Origin of the sequence: Streptomyces sp. MK37H (assembly GCF_018035285.1) — a bacterium.
In the GTDB taxonomy this organism is placed as follows: Bacteria; Actinomycetota; Actinomycetes; order Streptomycetales; family Streptomycetaceae; genus Streptomyces; species Streptomyces endocoffeicus.
The window spans coordinates 1-17,091 of the sequence record NZ_JAAAYH010000179.1 but is presented as its reverse complement, the minus strand read 5'-3'; the positions used below and the strand labels follow the sequence as shown (position 1 = coordinate 17,091).

22 protein-coding genes and 2 pseudogenes are annotated in these 17,091 nt (G+C 68.7%); 10 read left to right on the top strand and 14 right to left on the bottom strand.

Going from position 1 to position 17,091, the window contains the following annotated elements:
- Positions 1-329: 329 nt before the first annotated feature.
- The 7 genes and pseudogenes from GWI24_RS45505 to GWI24_RS23850 all read right to left on the bottom strand — a co-directional run bounded on the left by GWI24_RS45505 (position 330) and on the right by GWI24_RS23850 (position 6,079).
- Entirely contained in the window at positions 330-557 is a 228-nt protein-coding gene (locus GWI24_RS45505) for a hypothetical protein (protein WP_247616799.1), read from the bottom strand.
- Between the two features lie 355 nt (positions 558-912).
- Positions 913-1,089 (bottom strand): annotated as a pseudogene (locus GWI24_RS45500) (transposase domain-containing protein); the annotation flags it as partial.
- Positions 1,090-1,573: 484 nt separating this feature from the next.
- Positions 1,574-1,843 carry a hypothetical protein gene (locus GWI24_RS23870; RefSeq protein WP_210947957.1) on the bottom strand — a complete coding sequence of 90 codons (270 nt, stop codon included), beginning with the start codon at positions 1,841-1,843 and terminating at the stop codon, positions 1,574-1,576.
- Positions 1,844-2,020: 177 nt separating this feature from the next.
- On the bottom strand, positions 2,021-2,509 hold the full coding sequence (locus tag GWI24_RS23865; RefSeq protein ID WP_210947956.1) for a recombinase family protein: 489 nt from the start codon (positions 2,507-2,509) through the stop codon (positions 2,021-2,023).
- A 153-nt stretch (positions 2,510-2,662) separates the two neighbouring features.
- On the bottom strand, positions 2,663-2,857 hold the full coding sequence (locus tag GWI24_RS23860) for a hypothetical protein (RefSeq protein WP_210947955.1): 195 nt from the start codon (positions 2,855-2,857) through the stop codon (positions 2,663-2,665).
- Positions 2,858-3,424: 567 nt separating this feature from the next.
- Complete coding sequence (locus GWI24_RS23855; RefSeq protein WP_247616794.1) at positions 3,425-4,120, bottom strand: alpha/beta fold hydrolase; 696 nt, start codon at positions 4,118-4,120, stop codon at positions 3,425-3,427.
- A 264-nt stretch (positions 4,121-4,384) separates the two neighbouring features.
- Positions 4,385-6,079, bottom strand: coding sequence for an MFS transporter (locus GWI24_RS23850; RefSeq protein ID WP_247616793.1), 1,695 nt, complete (start codon positions 6,077-6,079; stop codon positions 4,385-4,387).
- Between the two features lie 126 nt (positions 6,080-6,205).
- On the opposite strand from GWI24_RS23850, the gene GWI24_RS23845 reads away from it, so the two are divergent.
- The 5 genes and pseudogenes from GWI24_RS23845 (at position 6,206) to GWI24_RS23825 (ending at position 9,767) form a co-directional block, all read left to right on the top strand.
- The gene (locus GWI24_RS23845; RefSeq protein ID WP_210947954.1) at positions 6,206-7,243 is read left to right on the top strand and encodes an Lrp/AsnC family transcriptional regulator; all 1,038 of its coding nucleotides are present in this window, start codon (positions 6,206-6,208) and stop codon (positions 7,241-7,243) included.
- A gap of 276 nt (positions 7,244-7,519) precedes the next feature.
- On the top strand, positions 7,520-8,251 hold the full coding sequence (locus GWI24_RS23840; protein ID WP_210947953.1) for a fumarylacetoacetate hydrolase family protein: 732 nt from the start codon (positions 7,520-7,522) through the stop codon (positions 8,249-8,251).
- 121 nt (positions 8,252-8,372) lie between these two features.
- A complete protein-coding gene (locus tag GWI24_RS23835; protein ID WP_210947952.1) occupies positions 8,373-9,278 on the top strand; it encodes a hypothetical protein in 906 nt (301 codons plus the stop codon).
- Positions 9,279-9,384: 106 nt separating this feature from the next.
- Positions 9,385-9,530, top strand: a pseudogene (locus tag GWI24_RS23830) (Hsp70 family protein); the annotation flags it as partial.
- Between the two features lie 84 nt (positions 9,531-9,614).
- A complete protein-coding gene (locus tag GWI24_RS23825; protein WP_210947958.1) occupies positions 9,615-9,767 on the top strand; it encodes a hypothetical protein in 153 nt (50 codons plus the stop codon).
- Positions 9,768-10,074: 307 nt separating this feature from the next.
- On the opposite strand, the gene GWI24_RS23820 is transcribed toward GWI24_RS23825, so the two are convergent.
- The 3 genes from GWI24_RS23820 to GWI24_RS45495 all read right to left on the bottom strand — a co-directional run bounded on the left by GWI24_RS23820 (position 10,075) and on the right by GWI24_RS45495 (position 11,308).
- Positions 10,075-10,497: an Hsp20/alpha crystallin family protein gene (locus GWI24_RS23820; protein WP_210947951.1), complete on the bottom strand. Its 423-nt coding sequence runs from the start codon at positions 10,495-10,497 to the stop codon at positions 10,075-10,077.
- A gap of 2 nt (positions 10,498-10,499) precedes the next feature.
- Positions 10,500-10,961 carry a hypothetical protein gene (locus GWI24_RS23815; protein ID WP_210947950.1) on the bottom strand — a complete coding sequence of 154 codons (462 nt, stop codon included), beginning with the start codon at positions 10,959-10,961 and terminating at the stop codon, positions 10,500-10,502.
- An 80-nt stretch (positions 10,962-11,041) separates the two neighbouring features.
- A complete protein-coding gene (locus tag GWI24_RS45495) occupies positions 11,042-11,308 on the bottom strand; it encodes a DUF308 domain-containing protein (RefSeq protein ID WP_308343973.1) in 267 nt (88 codons plus the stop codon).
- A gap of 570 nt (positions 11,309-11,878) precedes the next feature.
- Between GWI24_RS45495 and GWI24_RS23805 the strand changes: the two genes are divergently transcribed.
- A complete protein-coding gene (locus GWI24_RS23805; protein ID WP_210947949.1) occupies positions 11,879-12,301 on the top strand; it encodes an Hsp20/alpha crystallin family protein in 423 nt (140 codons plus the stop codon).
- A gap of 56 nt (positions 12,302-12,357) precedes the next feature.
- Entirely contained in the window at positions 12,358-12,537 is a 180-nt protein-coding gene (locus GWI24_RS23800; RefSeq protein ID WP_210947948.1) for a hypothetical protein, read from the top strand.
- A 19-nt stretch (positions 12,538-12,556) separates the two neighbouring features.
- Here the strand turns inward: GWI24_RS23800 and GWI24_RS46930 are convergent, their stop codons facing one another.
- The 3 genes from GWI24_RS46930 to GWI24_RS23790 form a co-directional block, all read right to left on the bottom strand.
- Positions 12,557-12,847: a hypothetical protein gene (locus GWI24_RS46930; protein ID WP_374103335.1), complete on the bottom strand. Its 291-nt coding sequence runs from the start codon at positions 12,845-12,847 to the stop codon at positions 12,557-12,559.
- Positions 12,766-13,362: a hypothetical protein gene (locus GWI24_RS23795; RefSeq protein ID WP_247616792.1), complete on the bottom strand. Its 597-nt coding sequence runs from the start codon at positions 13,360-13,362 to the stop codon at positions 12,766-12,768. Before GWI24_RS23795 ends, GWI24_RS46930 begins: the two co-directional genes overlap by 82 nt.
- Before the next feature lie 273 nt (positions 13,363-13,635).
- Positions 13,636-14,088, bottom strand: a complete 453-nt coding sequence (locus tag GWI24_RS23790; RefSeq protein ID WP_210947946.1) for an Hsp20/alpha crystallin family protein — start codon at positions 14,086-14,088, stop codon at positions 13,636-13,638.
- A 178-nt stretch (positions 14,089-14,266) separates the two neighbouring features.
- Here GWI24_RS23790 and GWI24_RS23785 point away from each other — a divergent pair, with 178 nt between their 5' ends.
- The 3 genes from GWI24_RS23785 to GWI24_RS23775 all read left to right on the top strand — a co-directional run bounded on the left by GWI24_RS23785 (position 14,267) and on the right by GWI24_RS23775 (position 15,613).
- Entirely contained in the window at positions 14,267-14,905 is a 639-nt protein-coding gene (locus GWI24_RS23785; protein WP_210947945.1) for a DUF2267 domain-containing protein, read from the top strand.
- Positions 14,906-14,993: 88 nt separating this feature from the next.
- Positions 14,994-15,134 (top strand): hypothetical protein, encoded by a 141-nt coding sequence (locus GWI24_RS23780; RefSeq protein WP_210947944.1) that lies wholly within the window; start codon positions 14,994-14,996, stop codon positions 15,132-15,134.
- 83 nt (positions 15,135-15,217) lie between these two features.
- The gene (locus GWI24_RS23775; protein ID WP_210947943.1) at positions 15,218-15,613 is read left to right on the top strand and encodes a DUF2267 domain-containing protein; all 396 of its coding nucleotides are present in this window, start codon (positions 15,218-15,220) and stop codon (positions 15,611-15,613) included.
- Between the two features lie 534 nt (positions 15,614-16,147).
- On the opposite strand, the gene GWI24_RS23770 is transcribed toward GWI24_RS23775, so the two are convergent.
- Positions 16,148-16,474 carry a MerR family transcriptional regulator gene (locus GWI24_RS23770; RefSeq protein ID WP_210947942.1) on the bottom strand — a complete coding sequence of 109 codons (327 nt, stop codon included), beginning with the start codon at positions 16,472-16,474 and terminating at the stop codon, positions 16,148-16,150.
- Positions 16,475-17,091: the final 617 nt, after the last annotated feature.

Here is a 17,091-nt window from a genome sequence, read left to right as displayed (position 1 = left end):
GAAGGCCGTGCCCACAGCCCCGGCCACCAGCCAGATACCAGCCTGCCGCAGGCGCCGCGCGCCATCAGTACGGTGCTCCCGCACGAACCTCCCCAACCGCTTGGCCGCTTCCGTACGCCTCATCGGGCCCCCTCCCGGATCGTGGACACCTCAAACTATCCCCCCACCGCCGAGCGATTCACTCTTACTGCGGGCCTTGGGCAGCACCGAGGACATCACGCTGCGGGAGGACACCTCGCCTGCGCCCACGGTTGCAACGGGTACATCAGAAGGTCACCCTGCCCGAAGCGCCGGGGGAGGGAGCAGGCGATTGTTTGCCACGGCTGGCTTTATCCACGAGTGGTGACCGGCATCTGGCCGGTGCGGCCGCGGTGCAGCCACTTGGCCAGGCGGTCGCCGGAGCGGCGGTCGGTGATCAACGTGAGGTGGGTGCCGTCCGGCAGCGGGCGGATCACCGGCAACAGGCGCCCGGCCTGCACCCGCCACAGCAGATCGGCGCCGGTGGCGGCGGCGTCCCGTAAGGCTTCGTATCCGTCGTAGCCGCGGTCTGCCAGCAACAAACATCCCGGGTCCCAATGACGGCAGCAGGGCACGGGCCTGCGGCAGTTCGGTGTACTGCTGCGGTCCGAAGACCGCGTCGATCAGCGCGCGGGTGCCGCACTCGACCAGCGCGGTCAGCCGCACCTGTGGATAGCCCGCCGGACGTGTGGTCCGGGATGCATGCCGACGGAAGCGGGCCACATTCGCCCTGCTGTCGGGCACCTCCAGGCACGTGCCGTCCCAGGCCACCAGCCGCAGCCCCCGCCAGAACACCCCGAGCGTTCCCGCTGTGCCGACCGGTCCGCGCAGCCGGTTGAACAGCAAGGCCAGCGGCTCGGCCCCCAGGCGCCGTCGAGCCTGTCGTAAGGCCGCCGCCGACGGATCAGCCACGCTCCCGAACGGCCATCCGGCCGTCAGCGCCGCCCACACCCTCCGATACCCGCAGTCCGTGAACAGCCCCATGGCCAGCACGAAGTAGACCACCACCCGGGCCGGCAGCAACCGCACCCGATGCTCCCCACGGCTGGACGCCTCAACGACCTCGTCCACCAACGACGGCGGAACCCACCGCGTCAACGCCCCTAAATGCGCAGGCAACCACACCCACGACCGGTCCCGAACCACCCCATCGGTGGCACACTGAACAGACAACGGAGCCCCCACGAACCGTGACCTCGACACTCACAGTCCGCGCCGGGCTCCGTTCCCATGTCAACCCACCCGACCAGCCACAACCGCCCCAACTTCCCGGTCTTGGGCTTTAGGCACCGCCGTCATCGGCACGGGCATCGCCGCGATTACCACGGGCGACCCGGCGCGGTTCGTCCTGGGCGATCTGATCTGCGGCAGCCTGCTCGGGCTGTCCCTGCTGGAGCTGGTCGGGGTGTTACTTCGCCGGGCGGCACCTCCCCACTCTCCAGCGTGCCGAGGTGACGCTGGCCCTCGTTCAAGAGACACCAGGGATAAGTCGGCCAGCGCTTCGACTTCTTCGGACAGTTCACACGGCCAGCCTTCCGGCTCTTGGCCGTGCGGCTCACTCAACGGGCAGCCCGGCCGCCTGGCGGCGCGTGATAGCCGCCGCGACGCTCTTCGTGGGCAGGGTGCCGTTCAGCACGGCCTCGGTGAACCGGCCACCGGACGGGTCGGTGTCCAGCAGCGCCTCGCACCACCAGCGGCGCAGGACACCCTCGGCGTCCTCCGGCGCGACCGCCAGGAGCTCGCGGTAGAACTCCATCCGCCGCTCGCCATCGAGTGCGGCCGCGATGCCCGGGGCGACCTCATTGAGCTTCGCACTCACAGCCATGCCTCGCCGATTCGCCGTGAGATCGTCCTCTGGACGCAGAGAGCCCCGGCCGTCGTCAGCCACCGCAGCATCCGACGCGGTCGGCGACGGTGTGCCAGCCACGTACGACGCCGGAACCTCGATAACGGCATCCCGGTACTCCTCGACCAGCACATTCAACTTCCCCGGCGAGCAGTTCTACATCGCCCACCGGCCGCACCACGGCATCGCCAACGCCCGACCGCTACGCCGATTGCCCACGCCGATCGACGATCGCGACGTGTTAACCCGCCGCGGCATACGCCGCCGCGACCACCTCGGCAGCATCCTTCTGCGGCTGCGGCGGGCGCGCCGGTTGAAGACCTGGTAGCCCGTGTACTTGGGGGCGCGCAGGATCGCGCACACCGCCGACTTGCTCCACGCACCGCGCGCCTTCGCGGCGCCACCGGGCGGGACGGGCGGCGGGTACTTCTCCGGGTCGGCGTTGAGACGGTCGACGATGGTGGCGTAGCCGAGGCGTTCGTAATACCGCCAGGGCGCAATCTGCGTGACCGTCTCCGCACGCACGCCATCGGGCTCCAGGTGCGACTTGGTCGCACCGCGCTCGGCCTTGACGGGATTGGGGTGGCGATAGTGCTTGGCCCGGTAGCCGTACGGGGGTTTGCCGATGTTCCAGCCTTCGTGCACGTGGGTGCACAGCCCGCCCCAGGAGGTCTCGAGGCGTTGAACACCTCGTACTCGGCGACAGACTGATTGATACGGCGCTGCAGGACCTGCTGCGCTCGCCCACCGTCCAACTTGATGGGGTCGTTCCGGACGAAGAGCGGGACGCCAGCCCGTTCAAGGGTCCCGCTCGGCGGAGAGGTTCTCGAACATGCGCCGGGCGACCCGTGAGGTGCTTTCACAGATCACGACATCGAAGCGTCGGTCGGGGAGCGCGGCCTCGGCCAGCAGGCCGGTGATCCCACCGTCACGTGCGACGGGGATGTCGAACCGCTCGTAGTCCCTGCCTCGCTCACGGGCTGCGAGCTCCATACGGCCGGATTCGACGTCGTAAAAGTGGCGCACGATCGCCCAGGCCTCCGGTAGCGCCGTTTTGCTGCGCGCCAACTGACGTATGAGCGACTGGCGTGGACCTTGCTCCCGGCATCCGCCTAAACGGACAAGCGATCAATTGGCAACCGCTCGTCCGGGTGATGGGTCGGCCGGGCTCTGGAATCGAGGTTCTGCAGGTGGCCGCGACTGGGTCACACGGGAGTTCGCGCGGCCACGTGAAGTTCCGTTGCTGCCCGTTCGCCCCCGGCCGTCCCCGCTCGCCGCTGGCGCAGGGCGACCATCCGCGGGCCGTAGCCGCAGGACGGTCGCCACCCGCTCTGAGCATGACGGTCCCACTTGGCACAGGTCGTAAGGACCGTCCAGGGGCGTTCAGTTGATCCAGTGCGGTGACGTAGGGCAGGCGGGGCACGGCTTCTGGCGGATCTCGCCGATGCCGCCGGTCTGAGCGCGGCGTACCCCGCCGTGCTCAGCCCGCTTCGGCCGCGCGGGACCGGACATGACCCGGGCCGGCACGCTGGGAATTGAGGGACAGGGCCGCAGCTCGGATCAGCTTGCGGAATCCTCTTCGGGCCGCAGCATCGCCGAGATTGCCGCGGCCACTTCCTCGGGATGTGACAGTGGCGAGAGATGACTGCTGGGGAGCTCGGTGACGACGGCTCCGGCGCGTGTGGCGAACCAGCGCTGCAGTTGGGGATCGAGGATCCGGTCGTGGGCGGAGAGGACGTAGCCGCAGGGGAGGTCGTGCCAGGCGCCCGCAGAGGCCGGGGCCGTCAGGCAGGCTCCATGGGTCGGCTTCTGCACGGCGGCCAGGCTCCGGGCAAGGCGGGGCGGCAGGTCGTGGGCGAGTGCGTCACCGAACAGTTCCGGGTCTACGTCCGACCAGCCGTCCGCAGCGAACCGCAGGGCCACGCGGCCTGGCATCTCGGCACCCTTGTCGCTCAGCATGCCGATGGTCTCCCCCTCGACAGGCACGTAGCCGGCCACGAAGACCAAGGAGTTGACCTTGGGATGCTCGAGTGCCGCGCCGGAGATGACGGTGCCGCCGTAGGAGTGTCCGACGAGGGTGACCGGTCCTTCCAGCGCGTCGATGTGCCGACGGGTCCAGGCGATGTCGTCCGCGAGTGAGGTCATCGGCAACTGGACGGCCAGTGTTTGATGGCCCTGTTCGTGCAGGTCGCCTATGACTTCCTGCCAGATCGAGCCGTCACTCCAAGCACCGTGGACCAGCACTACATTTCCCATTTCGCACGTCCTTTTGTCATGACTGTCTTGAGTGATTCCTGCCGGCCCGGCGGAGGTTTGAGTTCCTCCGACATGAGACCGGTACACGGCGCGATCACGTACGAGACGGTGGTGTTCTTTCAATGTCTCGACGTTGAACGGGTGAGGTGACGAAGGTCGACTCACGGCGCAACTTGTGTGAGTGCGCCAGACGACTTCGCGCAACGCATCCGTGACCTTCGCCGTGGCCGTCAACCGCTCGGCGTGTCCGCCTGCCGGCCGATCTCAGAGCGCCGTGGCGTCAGCCCGTCGCCGGAGCCCGGCAGCGGGCGGCGACCGCGCCCGCGCCCTGTTCGCCGTCCTGTCTCCCACCAGTTCCGGAGCCGTGGGCCGCGCCCTCCTTTCCGCTGGGCCGGCGTTGGCGTCACGTCCGCGCAGGGGTGGATGCCTTGCCCGCGGCCTCGGAGGTACGGACGGGGTCAGACCCGGGTGCCGGACGGACCAGGAGCAGTACGGCCCGGCGCCGACGGCCGCGGCCAGGGCCGAGAGGAGGAAGACGTGGTCCACCGCAGCGGCGAAAGCCTGGTGGGCGAGGTCGGCCGCCGCTTCGCGGTGGCCGGCCGGTGCGGAGGCGATCACCTCGTTCGCCTGACCCGAGTCCAGGGCGTCGGCGCCGTCGGCGGCGTACGGCAGCTCGCCGTCTGTCAGCGTGGTGGCGGCATTGCTCGCGAAGACGGCGCCGAGGACCGCGATGGCCAGGGTCATGCGCAGTTGGCGCGCCGTGTTGATGGCTCCGCCCGCCATGCCGGCGCGCTGCCGCGGCACGGCGGAGGTGGCGGCGGAGACAAGGACGGGCGTGGCCAGGCCTACCCCGAAACCGGTGACGACCAGCCCCCAGGTGAGCGACGTCGCGCTCGCGCCCTCCGTCATACCGGCGCGCAGCAGGAGCATGCCCGCCGCCATCAGCAGCAGACCCAGCCCGACGGGCAGGCGCGGGGAGAGCCGCTGGATGTGCCGGCCGGCCACCGCCGAGACGAGGAACGACGCGGCCGCGAGCGGGGTCAGAGCGAGTCCCGCCCCGATGGGAGCGAGTCCGGCCAGGGGCTGCAGCCACAGCGACACGAGCGCGAGGCAGCCGAAGGGGCTGGCCTGCAGGAGAAGCGCGCCGGTCAACAGCCCGGTGAAGGAGGCGTTGCGCAGCAGCGCCAGGTCCAGCATCGGGGTTTCGCCCCGGTGGGCGGTGCGGTGTTCCACCACCACGAAGGCCACGAGGGCGAGCGCGGCGACAGCGTAGGAGACAAGGGTGCCTGGCGAGCCCCAGCCGTCGTCGGACCCGCGGATGAGTCCGTAAACGAGGGTGCCGGCGGCCACGCTGAAGGTCGCGGCCCCGGGGAGGTCGATGCGGTTCTTCCGGCCGGCCGCGACCGGCCGGTCGGCAGCCATGAAGCGCCGGGTCAGAACGATGGCCACGACCGCGACGGGCAGGTTGATCCAGAAGATTGCGGGCCAGCTGAGGTGCTGCGTCAGGACGCCGCCCAGCAGCGGACCCGCCGCCGCTGCGGCCCCGTTGGTCGCACCCCACAGCCCGAAGGCCGTACCGCGGTTCCACCCCTGGTAAGAGGCCAGCAGCAGAACGGGAGCGGTGGCGAACATGGCGGCTCCGCCGGTGCCCCGCACAGCCCGGGCGGCGATGAGCACCCCGGCATCGGGAGCGAAGCCGCCCACGAGCGAGGCCACGGCGAACAGTGCGAGCCCGCCCACATAGGCTCGCCGGTGCCCATAGCGGTCGGCGAAAGCGCCGGCAGCGAGCAGCAGCGCCGCCAGAGCCAGCGCGTAGGCGTCGATGACCCACTGCAGCGACGCGAAGGACGCGCCGAGGTCACGGGCCATGCTGGGCAGCGCCACGTTCACGATGGTGACGTCCACCAGCAGGATGCACGCGCCGAGACAGACCGCTATGAGCGGTCTCCGCTTACGCATGTCGTCATTTCCATTCAGGGATCGGGGAATGGACCGAAGTCCCGGTCCTCGACAACTGTTGACGGGGTGCACGCGATCAGATAATTCGCACGGCCCAATTTGCACGTATTCCCTAGAATCGATGCCGTGAAGACGTATCTCGACAGTCCCGACCGTGTGGGGCATCACCTCACCGATGAAGACCTGGCCCTGGCACACGCCCTCCAGCTCAACGGCCGCGCCTCCTTCACCGAGATCGCGGCCGTGCTCGGCGTCTCCGACCAGACCGCGGCTCGCCGCTTTACCCGCCTGCGCACCACCGGGAAACTGCGCGTGCTGGGTCTGACCGACCCGTTCCGGCTGGGGGACCTGTCATGGTTCGTGCGCGTGCGGTGCACTCCGGACGCATCCGCCTCCATCGGCTCGGCGCTGGCCCGGCGCACGGACACCACCTGGGTCAACCTCACCTCGGGGGGAACGGAGACGATGGCCGCGGTTCGCGCCCGCGGGCCCGGCCTGGAGGAGCCCTTCCTGGTGCAGAAGCTGCCTCGCACCCCCCGAGTGGTCGACGTCTCCGCGCACTGCGTCCTGCATGTGTTCTTCGGCCAGGACCTCGGCTTCATCAACAAGAGCGGACCGCTGACCGACGCACAGGTCGCCGCACTGACCCCGCAGCCAACGCACGGAGGGCGGACAGCCGGCTCGGAACCCGTCGTGCTGGACGACCGCGACCGACTGCTGCTCGACCTGCTGGCCCGCGACGGAAGGGCCCCGGTGGGCGAACTGGCCGCGGCCACCAAGCTGTCCGAGTCCACAGTGCGCCGCCGCATCAACGATCTACACGCCGAAGGCGTGCTGTACTTCGACGTGGACTACCACCCCGACGTCCTGCACCGAAAGCTCAGGATCGCGCTCTGGCTGGAGATCGACCCCGCGCGGCTGGTCGAGGCAGGCGAGGCCCTGGCGGCACATCCCGAGGTGTCCTTCGCCGCGGCGGTGACCGGCGCGACGAACCTGTACGCGAGCATCCAGGTGGAGTCGGCGCAACTCTTGTACCGCTACCTGACCCAGACTGTGTCCGGACTGCCCGGACTGCGACACACAGTGACCACGCCCATCCACCGAACCCTCAAGGGCCCGGGCCCATACCCGCTGCCACCGGAACTACAACTGAGCGTGTTGTGATGCTCTGGTCTCGAACACTGCCACGCACGTGATCCCTCATTCGAGTCCTCTGGCGACACGAAGCACGTCTCCTGCCACCGCAGGCCGAAGGATCTCCCGATCGGCGGACAGGGGGGTGGTGATCCTGCCGCGGGTCCGGAGCCGCCTTCGGGCTTCGAACCCGAGACCTACGCATTACGAGCACACAGGCGTTCATGCTGGCTCGTACTGCCTGATGCCGCAAAGTGACATCGTTCCTGATCAGAGCATGTACCCGCGGCCAGCCAGAGCGCTCCCGTGTTGCACAGTCCACTGCTGGCGCCGATGCCCGTACCCCCGGCGGTCCGGGACTTCGCCGCGTTCGAGCGCCACGTCAGCAACGCGGGTAAGGCAGCCGTCGGCGACGGCACGGTCAGCCCCGTCTGGTACGAGTATCCGCTCTTCTACTTCTCCAACCCGGCGGCGATCAAGGGACCGCACGACGAGATCCCCATCGACCCGGGCGCGCAGTCGTGGGACTACGAGGTCAAGGTCGCCGCGGTGATCGCCGGGGACTGTTCGAACCTCGACGCCGCCACGGCGGAGAAGCACATCGCCGGCTACCTGGTCTACTGCGACTGGAGCGCACGCGATATCTCTGCAAGCGAGATGGGGTTCGTGTACGGCCCGTCCAAGAGCAAGGACGCCTCGACCAGCCTCGGCCCGTTCCTCGTCACCCCCGACGAGCTGGAGTCCTACCGCTCGGCCAAGGGCTATGCGTTGCGGATGGACGGGTACGTCAACGACGAGCATTACGGCGGCGGCAGCTGGGACGAGATCCACTGGTCGTTCGGCGAGATGCTGGCGCACGCGTCGCGCGGCACCACGCTGCGAGCCGGTGACATCCTCGCCAGCGGCCCCGCGGGCACCGGCTGCATCCAGGAGCTGTCCGGCCACCGCCCCTGTCTGGCACCGGGAGACACGGTCCGGATCGAAGTGCGGGAACTCGGCGCGATCTGCGCACGGATCACCGCACCAGAGCCGTCCTGACCTACCGGATAGACCAAAGACGATCTTGCACTTCACCGCTTGAGGTTGAGTGCGGTCACCCTTGCACCGCCCCCTTACCCGACGTTGATCCTTCGACTGACTTACCAGGAGACAACCTGCGATGCATCTCGCCAGCACCTTTGGCCGTGCCAACATGGACATGAATGCCGTTCGCAAGGTCAGCCTCACCATCAACGCGACCCACCTGTTCATCTACTTCATCCCCGAGGCACCGGAAGAGGCCGCCAAGCTCGGCGTGACCGAGTACGGACTGGCGTACTTCGCGTTCCGGTCGGCCCCGATGGGCGTGGTCCCGTGGCAGGTCACGCTCGCGGCCTTCTACAACTTCAGCCCGCGGTCGGTGCAGGCCATGGCAGGCGTGTGGGATACCGCAACGCCAGAGCAGTGGCAGGCCGCTCGCTTCGCGGCCGTCGATCGTGCGTTGCAGCGCGTCGACGTAAACTTCACCACCGATCAGATCGCGGAGGCACGATCGCTGATTGACCCGGTCGTCGCGAGTGCCGACTACGCCGGAAAGACGATGGCTGCCGCCAACGCCTCGGTTCCCCTCCCATCCGATCCGCTCGTCGCGCTATGGCAGCAGATCACGGTGGTGCGCGAGTGGCGCGGCGACGCGCATTTCATCGTGGGCGCCGCCAACGACCTCGGGCCGTGCGACTGCAACGTTCTGCAAACCGCGACAGGTCACTTCCCGGAAGCGATCGCACGTGCCACCCGCCTGTGGAACGACGAGGAGGTGGCTGCGGCAACGGCACGCCTCGTCGCACGCGGCTGGCTCAACGCCGACGGCACCGCGACCGATGCCGGCATCGCGGCGCGCGAGCAGATCGAGGACGAGACCGACGAGCACTGCGCCGCGCTGTGGACGCCGATCGGCGACGCGAACGTCCGTCGCCTCACCTCGCTCATCATGCCGATCCACGACACGTTCACCGCAGCCGGGACATACCCCTTCCGCGTGGAGATGGGAGACACGCAGTCCGCCGATCCGGAGACCGCCAGGTAGTCCGATCGCGGTGGCGGGACATCCCGCCGGGTGTCGGCCAGGGCAGGCAAACAGCCAGGCTCGCCGCGAGCACGGACGCCCCGCCGGCCAGGACGAGTGCCCGGCCGGCGGCGACATCCTCGACGTGTCGCTGCCGGAGATGGGCGAGGGCGTCATCGAGGTCAAAGCCACCGTGGCGACACCCGCCTGGGCGGTGATGACTGGGACCAGCGGATCGTCGACCACCTGGTCACGCAGTTCAGGAGCCACTACGACGGTGTGAGCTGCGACATTGCCGGGCAAAGGGGCCCACCTCCACCATGGCCTGACCAAGGATGTCAAAGAAAGCAGCCCACCATGGGCGATCACGTGCACGTGCGGCTCAGCCAGGGGCTGAGCGTGTCCGAAGACGGGGAACTGATCGAGCACTCCCGCTGCCGGTGCGGGGCCATCTTCACCAAGGTGTTCGACGCCGGTGGCGGAGAGCCGGAACGCCCGGCCCGGTCCTGATGCGCACGAAACCCGCACGCGAGAGACCGATTGACGCCGGGCCCACGTGGCCCGTTGCCATGTGGACAGAGCAGTTGAAGGAGGGTCCCCGCACGGGAGACGCGGTGAGGGCTGCGTCGCGGCCATCTCCAGCCTGCGGCGCGCTTGCGAGGGGACCACTGATGGACTGGAGATCATCCGGCATACCATGAGCGCCAGCCCCTGACGGCCAGTTTTGAAATGATCGCACCGCCCGACAGCCCAGCCCCCGAAGACGGCAAGGCCCCGGGCCAGTCGCCCGGGGCCTCGAGACGAAGCTCTTGCTGGGTCAGCTGTCCAGTTCCTTGCGGTCACTGCCGCCACTGATGGCGATCTTGCGGGGCTTGGCCTGCTCGGCGACCGGAACGCGCAGCTTCAGCACACCCGCCTCGTAGGAGGCTTCGATCCGCTCAGCGTCGAGAGTGTCGCCCAGGAACAACTGCCGGCTGAACGTCCCCGCAGGCCGCTCGGTGATCACCGTGTCACCGTTGTCGCCGTATGCCTGCTTGCGTTCGGCCTTCACCGTCAGGACGTTGCGCTCGACATCGAGGTCGATGGACTCCGGGTCCACGCCCGGCAGGTCCAGCTCCACGAAGAACGTGTCGCCCTCGCGCCAGGCATCCATCGGCATGCCAGCCGGGTGCGCGGCCGTGCCCCAGACCCGATCGACGAGCCGGTCAAGCTCGCGGAAGGGATCCGTCCGCATCAGCATGATCATCCCTCCTTGAAGATCGTTCCCGCTATTTCCCTTCTGCTTCTGATATACAACGCCGCCGGAAAGTTGACAACCTGCGACTCAATTTTTTGCGGGGCGCTCTCGGCGGCAGCCTGCCGCAGCCGACTCGCGGCAGCTTCGTGGTCGTCGGTCGACAGAGCCAGCCGGGCGTACGGTGCGTCGCGGCCGAAGGTCGAGATCACGAGCACCGGCCCCTGCGTGCGCAGGGCGACGAAGTCCCGGCCGCGCGCGTGCTCCAGCTCGCCCACGCACCAGCGCCCGGGGCGGAAGCGGCAACGGCGCTCCGGGCGTGGACGCACCACCCGCCACCAGTGCGGCTCGTTGCGCACTTCGTCCACGCACTGCGGCGGCAGGTGCACGGTGCGGCGGCGCGCCGCGAGCGCCCACCGCCATGGCAGAGCCACCACCAGCTCGCCGTCGTCGATATACAGCCGCGCCATGGGATACCCACCTGCCTTCTGGCACGCCTGAGCGCACGGCAGGCCGGCCCGCGGTCCGCTGAAGAAAACACGGGTAGGGATCAGTGGGCCACGCGCGCACCGGACGTCGTTCCTGTCCACCACCGGGAGCCGCGGGCGCGGTGCGCGCGGTACTCCCGCCAGGCGGCGGCCGGCCAGATGCCGCCCACGACCAGCGCGTACACGCCCAGGACCAGCGCGATAGCCACCGCACCGGCATCCGGACGCAGCCACAGCAGCACACCCGCCACCACCGGCACCGCGGCAGAGGCCCGCCACCACCACGCATACCGCACCTCATGCCGCATCCGCGTGGCCCACAGCTCCACACAGCCGTGACGATGGCCCAGCCGCCCGCCAAGACCACCAGCACAAGCGCCGTCAGACCCGGCCACAGGGCTGTCATCGGACCGGCGACGACGCCCAGCGCCCCAGCCGTCGCACAGGTCAGCGCGGGTCGGCGCTCGCTACGGCGCCGCCACGCCGCGCCCATGAGCACCACACCGTCGACCAATGTGTAGGCGCCGAACACTCAGGCCAGAGCCAGCACCGTCATCTGCGGCCAGAAAAGCGTCAGCACCCCGAACACCACCGCCGCGGCACCACGGGCCTCCAGCAGCCAGATGCTCTTCCTGCTCTCCGTCACCAGCGACCTCCATTCCAGCTCTCTGCGCCGACCGGCACACCGTCGCGTGCGCGGGTCACCTCCGTCGGCGCAACCGACCGTTCAGTTCACTGCACGCGACAGGGATTGAGTGGAGTTCTATCAACTTCATCCAGTGTGCACTTGTCAATAAGTCTGCGATCGGCTATATGGATGGACAGTACTCGTTTTCGTCCGGCCGCACTGCGGACCGTCGACGTCCCGCGGGGTGTGCAGATTGAAGGGAGAACAGGACATGCTTGCGCGTACCGGCGCTCTGGGTGATCTCGACCGGCTCGTGCACCAGCTCGCACAGACCGCCACTACGGTCGGCACCGTCATCCCGGCGGATGCCTGGCGTGACGATGAAGCGCTCTACCTGCAGTTCGACCTGCCGGGCATGGACCGCTCCAGCATTGAGGTGACCACGGAGCGTGACAGGCTGACACTGACCGCCGAGCGCCCGTCCCCGATTCCTGCCGACGCCCGGCCCCTGCTCAACGAGCGCCCCACCGGCCGTTTCACGCGTCGTCTGGCCCTTTCCGACGTCCTGGACACCACAGCGGCCGAGGCTGCCTACGACAACGGCGTCCTCACGCTGCGCATCCCGCTGGCCTCACACGCCAAGCCCCGCAAGATCGCCATCTCCGGCGGGGCACCCAAGCAGCTCACGGCCTGAGGAGCCGCCTGTGCCATGCGCGCCAACGCCGACCGACGACGAAGAAGATCTTGATCGTGGGCGCCTTGCTGTGGCTGGTCATCCCGCTGGCTGCGGGCATCACCGCCAGCGTCTGGGCCTGGGGCAGCGGACGTGGCAACCCCAGCCCGCCCGATCACGCCACCTGGGAAGACCTCGACCGCTACCAGCGCCTGCAGACCGTCCTGACCGGCAACAAGCACTGCAAAGCGGCGTAACCGACGCCCTTGACGAACGTCATCGCACCAGGACAGCGGGCGGGAGCGGCGCGCGGGCGGCCTGCTGGGCCGGCCATTCCACCCCCGCTTTGCTCACTCCCCCGCCTGTGGCTGCCGCTCCGTCGGCGGGGCGCATGGCGGGGTTGCGGCTGGGGCCGCGCCATTCCAGGCACAGCACGGTGGCGTCGTCGGCCATCTGCCCGTCGTGGTGGTCAAGTACCGCCCATATCAGGCGGCGCAGGGTCTCCGGGACGGGCAGGCCGTCGGCGTGGTGGCGGACGATGAAGTCGGCGAACCGGCCAGGCCGAATGTGGCGGCCGTAGCGGTCGCGGGCTTCGATGATGCCGTCGGTGTAGGGGGGTACCCGAAGTGCTCGATCAGGCTCTGCTCGATCCGCCCCCGGGTGGCGGCCAGGCCCACGCCCTGGCGCCGCTGGTTGCGGCAGGCAGCCACCACCAGGTTCGCGGCCAGCCCGGCACGGCTGTTGTGCCCCATGGCGTCGAAGACGGCCAGATGGACCTGACCACCGGCGACCGCGTAGTCGAACGCATCGCCACGAACGGTGCAGGCCGACTCCATGGCCGCAGGGATCACCACGTCCCGGCCGGGGAACGAGCGCGGCGGCATCAGGTTCCACTGCAGCTCGGTGACGAGGTTCATCGCCCCGGCGCGCACCAGCCGCACGTAGGGGTCGCTGTGCGGTCGCTTGCTCACCACCGGCAGGCCGACCAGGAAGGCCACCGCCCGGGCCTGTTCGACACCGACGTGCTCGGCGAGGTCCACGCCCAAGACGCCCAGTCGCTCGGTCCCGTCCAGGACCGGCACTCGCCACCGTCGCGGCACACCGTCCCCGCCAGGCAGAGGGCAATCGCGGGAACAGGCACAGCTGGGCAGGCTGCCCTCGGCCAGAAACCTCCGCACCTTACCCTGCATCGGCGTCCCGGCCGTACCTGCTGGCGCAGATCCGTCAGGAAGAGGCAGCCCGCAGCCTCCGCCGACTCAATGAGGACGTCAGTCACCGTCGGGAATCTCACCTGTCCTGCGCTGACATACGCCGAGCCTGCCGCAGTGGGCGGGCTCGGGCGGTGTACGCGGTCGTCAGCCGGTGATCTCGATGCGCCCGGGCCTGGCCTTCTCGGCCTTGGGGACCTTGACGGTGAGTACCCCCTCAGCGAGTTCGGCGCTGATGTGCTCTGCGTCGGTGCCCTGCGGCAGCGTCACCCGGTAGTCGAACTGGCCGGTGCGCCGGGTGCGATGGCGCAGCACACCGGTGCGTTCCTTTTCCTTGATCTCGCCGTGCACCGACAGCTCGCCGGCGTTCAGCTCGATGGTGATGTCGTCCTTCTTCACGCCGGGCAGGTCGACCTCGAGGAGGTAGGCATCGTCGGTCTCCTCCAGGTCGGCCAGCGGCGCCCACGCTTCACCGAGCAGGCCGCCGCCTCCAGGGACGGCCGACTGCCACAGCTGGCCCATGCGCTGGTACAGGTCGTTGAACTCGCGGAACGGGTCCCACACCGTACCGGTCTGCTGGCGCCGAACCGGAAGCGTCATTTCCGATCATCTCCTTCCGAAAGGCTCCTCGCCAGGTGGCGCGCCACGGCTGGCTTGCGTTCCGGAAGTCCCCCTGACCGAGACCTCCACTATCCATAATCATCCCAATACGACTCATATTCCCACTGCGTGTGTGGCAATAAGTGCTCGCATCAAGATCAACAAGCGGAGGAGAGCGATGAGGCACGACGAGTTTCTGGCGCAGGTGCGTGAACGTGGCGAGGACACCGGCCGGGAGGAAGCCGAGAAGATCACCATCGCGGTCCTTGAGGTCCTCGCCCAGCGAATCACGCCGGGTGAGGCGACGGACCTGGCGGCACAGCTGCCCAAGGAGCTACGTGCGCCACTGACGGGCGAGCCGGAGCGGCAGGCGGAGAGGTTCGGCGTGGAGGAGTTCTGCCGACGCGTCGCCGAACGGGTCGGTGCACGCCCCCACACGGCCGAGTGGGACGCCAGCGCGGTGCTGTCGACCTTGGCCGATGCCGTCTCCGGCGGGGAGCTGAACCAGATCCTCAGCCAGCTGCCGTCAGGCTACGCCACGCTGTTTCGGCCGGGCGGACCTGTCCGACTGACCTGCTACCCCGGTCGCCCGGTGCCCGCAGCCGCGTCTGGTCGTGGCCAGCCCCAGCACCACCTCGTGGGTAAGCGGCGCCGAACGCGGCGAGCGGCAATTCCCCGATCGGCCGAAAGCTCGTCGGTGTTTCCGCCGCATAGCCCGCAACCACCCCAAATTGCCGCTTCGGCTAGGTGTCAAATCCCGGCATGCGAGCAAGATAGGACTGCGTCGAGGAGTCCATCCCGTCTTCGAGGGGAGTAAGTGAGGAGACCGATGATGCTCGCGCGAACCGACCCCTTCCGTGGGCTGGCCCGGTTCGAACCAACGATGCCAGGCACCGCAGCAACGTATGAAGCAGCGAAGCCATGATCGCATCGACGCGTCGCACGGGGCCGGCATGCTGCGGCTGTGTACCCCGGTCGCCGATCAGGCCAAGCCCCGCAAGCTCGCCGTCAGCGGCGGCGACTCGTACACGTACATCAGCAGCTGAAGACCGCGGCAGGAGACGGACACGGCGGCTTCCGTCCGCGCGCTTCGCCTCTGTGCGGCCACCCATTCCGGAGGGAAGACGTCATGCGCATGCGCTGGGACGCGTACATCGCCGCGATCCAGGAACGCGGCGAATATCCCACACCGCAGGAGGCAGAGCGGGCCTCCCGCGTCGTCTTGGCACTGCTGGGCGCTCATCTGGTGGGTGAGGTACGCGCCGAGTTGGCCGACCGGCTGCCGGAATCGCTGGCGCTGATCCTCCTCAGTCCCCTCCAGGCACACGAACCGCTGTCACCCGAGCGGTTCATCCGGGCGACCGCAGCCTGGATCGAAGGCGCCACCGAGAAGACCGCAACCTGGGACGTCAGCGCTGTACTCAGCGTCGTGGCCGATGTCGCGAGTGAGGACCTGATGAACCGCATCCTGCTCCAACTCCCGCCAGGCTACGACCTGCTCTTCGGACGCCCACAGTCAAGCTGATCACCCACCGCGATTCGCTGCTGGCACCACAGCAGAGACAATCGCGGGGATGGACGCGAAGACCGCTTTGCGCCGCGGCCGACAGGGTCCCGGGGCAAGTCCCGGGCCGCACTGCCGCGCCCTCGCCCTCGCCCTCCACACCACCGCCAGGCCGGGCACGGGCAAACCAGCCCCAGCGTGTGGTCACCAGCCATGCACAGGCCCCGGAATCCGTCGCCCGGTTCCGGGGCCTGTGCATGTCCAGCGGTGTCCGCGTCAAGCCCGTCCGGACGGCCCGAGGTGACTGAGCGCCCGGTCTGGCCCGTGAGTGCTTCAGCGTGCTTGGCTGAGCGTGAGAGTTGGCCCGGCCTGCCGGTCGGCCCTGCGTTGGGGTGTGAAGAGTTGACCAAGCGAGGCAAGGCTCATGAACCTCGCTGCGGCGGATGGGCCTGGTTCACGGTGTAGGACTCTGGCCCCCGGGGCAAACTCTGCCGTCGCGGGTGAGGTCGTGCCCGCAGCGGTGATCAGGGCGGGCAGGTCGGTCTCGAGACGTCGTTACGAGGTGGCGCCGCGGGTGCGCAGTTCTTCGTTGATGCGCTGGGCTTCTTCGAGCTGGTCTTCGAGGATGATGATGCGGCAGGCGGCTTCGATGGGGGTGCCGGCGTCGACGAGTTCGCGGGCGCGGGCGGCGATGCGCAGCTGGTAGCGGGAGTAGCGGCGGTGGCCGCCTTCGGAGCGCAGTGGGGTGATCAGACGGTGCTCGCCCAGGGCGCGGAGGAAGGCGGGGGTGGCGCCGAGCATGTCGGCGGCCCGGCCCATGGTGTAGGCGGGGTAGTCATCGTCGTCGAGCTTGTCGACGGGGTGGGCACTGCGAGGGGGCATAGACCTCTTCTTCCATAGGGACGCGTCGAGGGGCCCGGGTGCCGTACTGGCACCCGGGCCCCGAGCTTTCAACACCATCTGCCGGCTGACTGCGCCGACTTTCTTGTTCCGCTGGTCCGCCTGGGAGGGCGGAGGTACGGGGATCGCGGCTGCGTGACCGGGGACCACCTTCCAATCCGGGGTCTGCGGTACCCGAGCGGTGTTCTGCTTCGCCCGGGCGATCCTGATGGCGTCTGCTCCTTACCTCATTCGGTTACTCGGTTGTACTGCTGGATATCGCGGGTGGTGCATGCGGCCCCTGGGGCCGCTCGGCCCGGCAGTCAGTGAAGGAACCCACTCCTATCCCGGCCCCGCCACTCCACTGCCGTTCCGCGTCCTGCTTGACCTGCTCGCACGGCAGTTCATCTCTGCCGTGCCCTCTTCGACTTCTTGGGTACGAAGAAACACTAACCCCCGCACACATCCATGTCTACTCTCTCCATGACAGATTTTCTCAACAGCCAGTGATGGGAGTTCTCCTTCGTACGTACCCGGAAGAATGCCATCCGGGATTGAAGAACGGCCCAGCGGGCACAAGCTGAGCCCGGCGGCACAACCGACCCGGCGGGGTGTGAGGG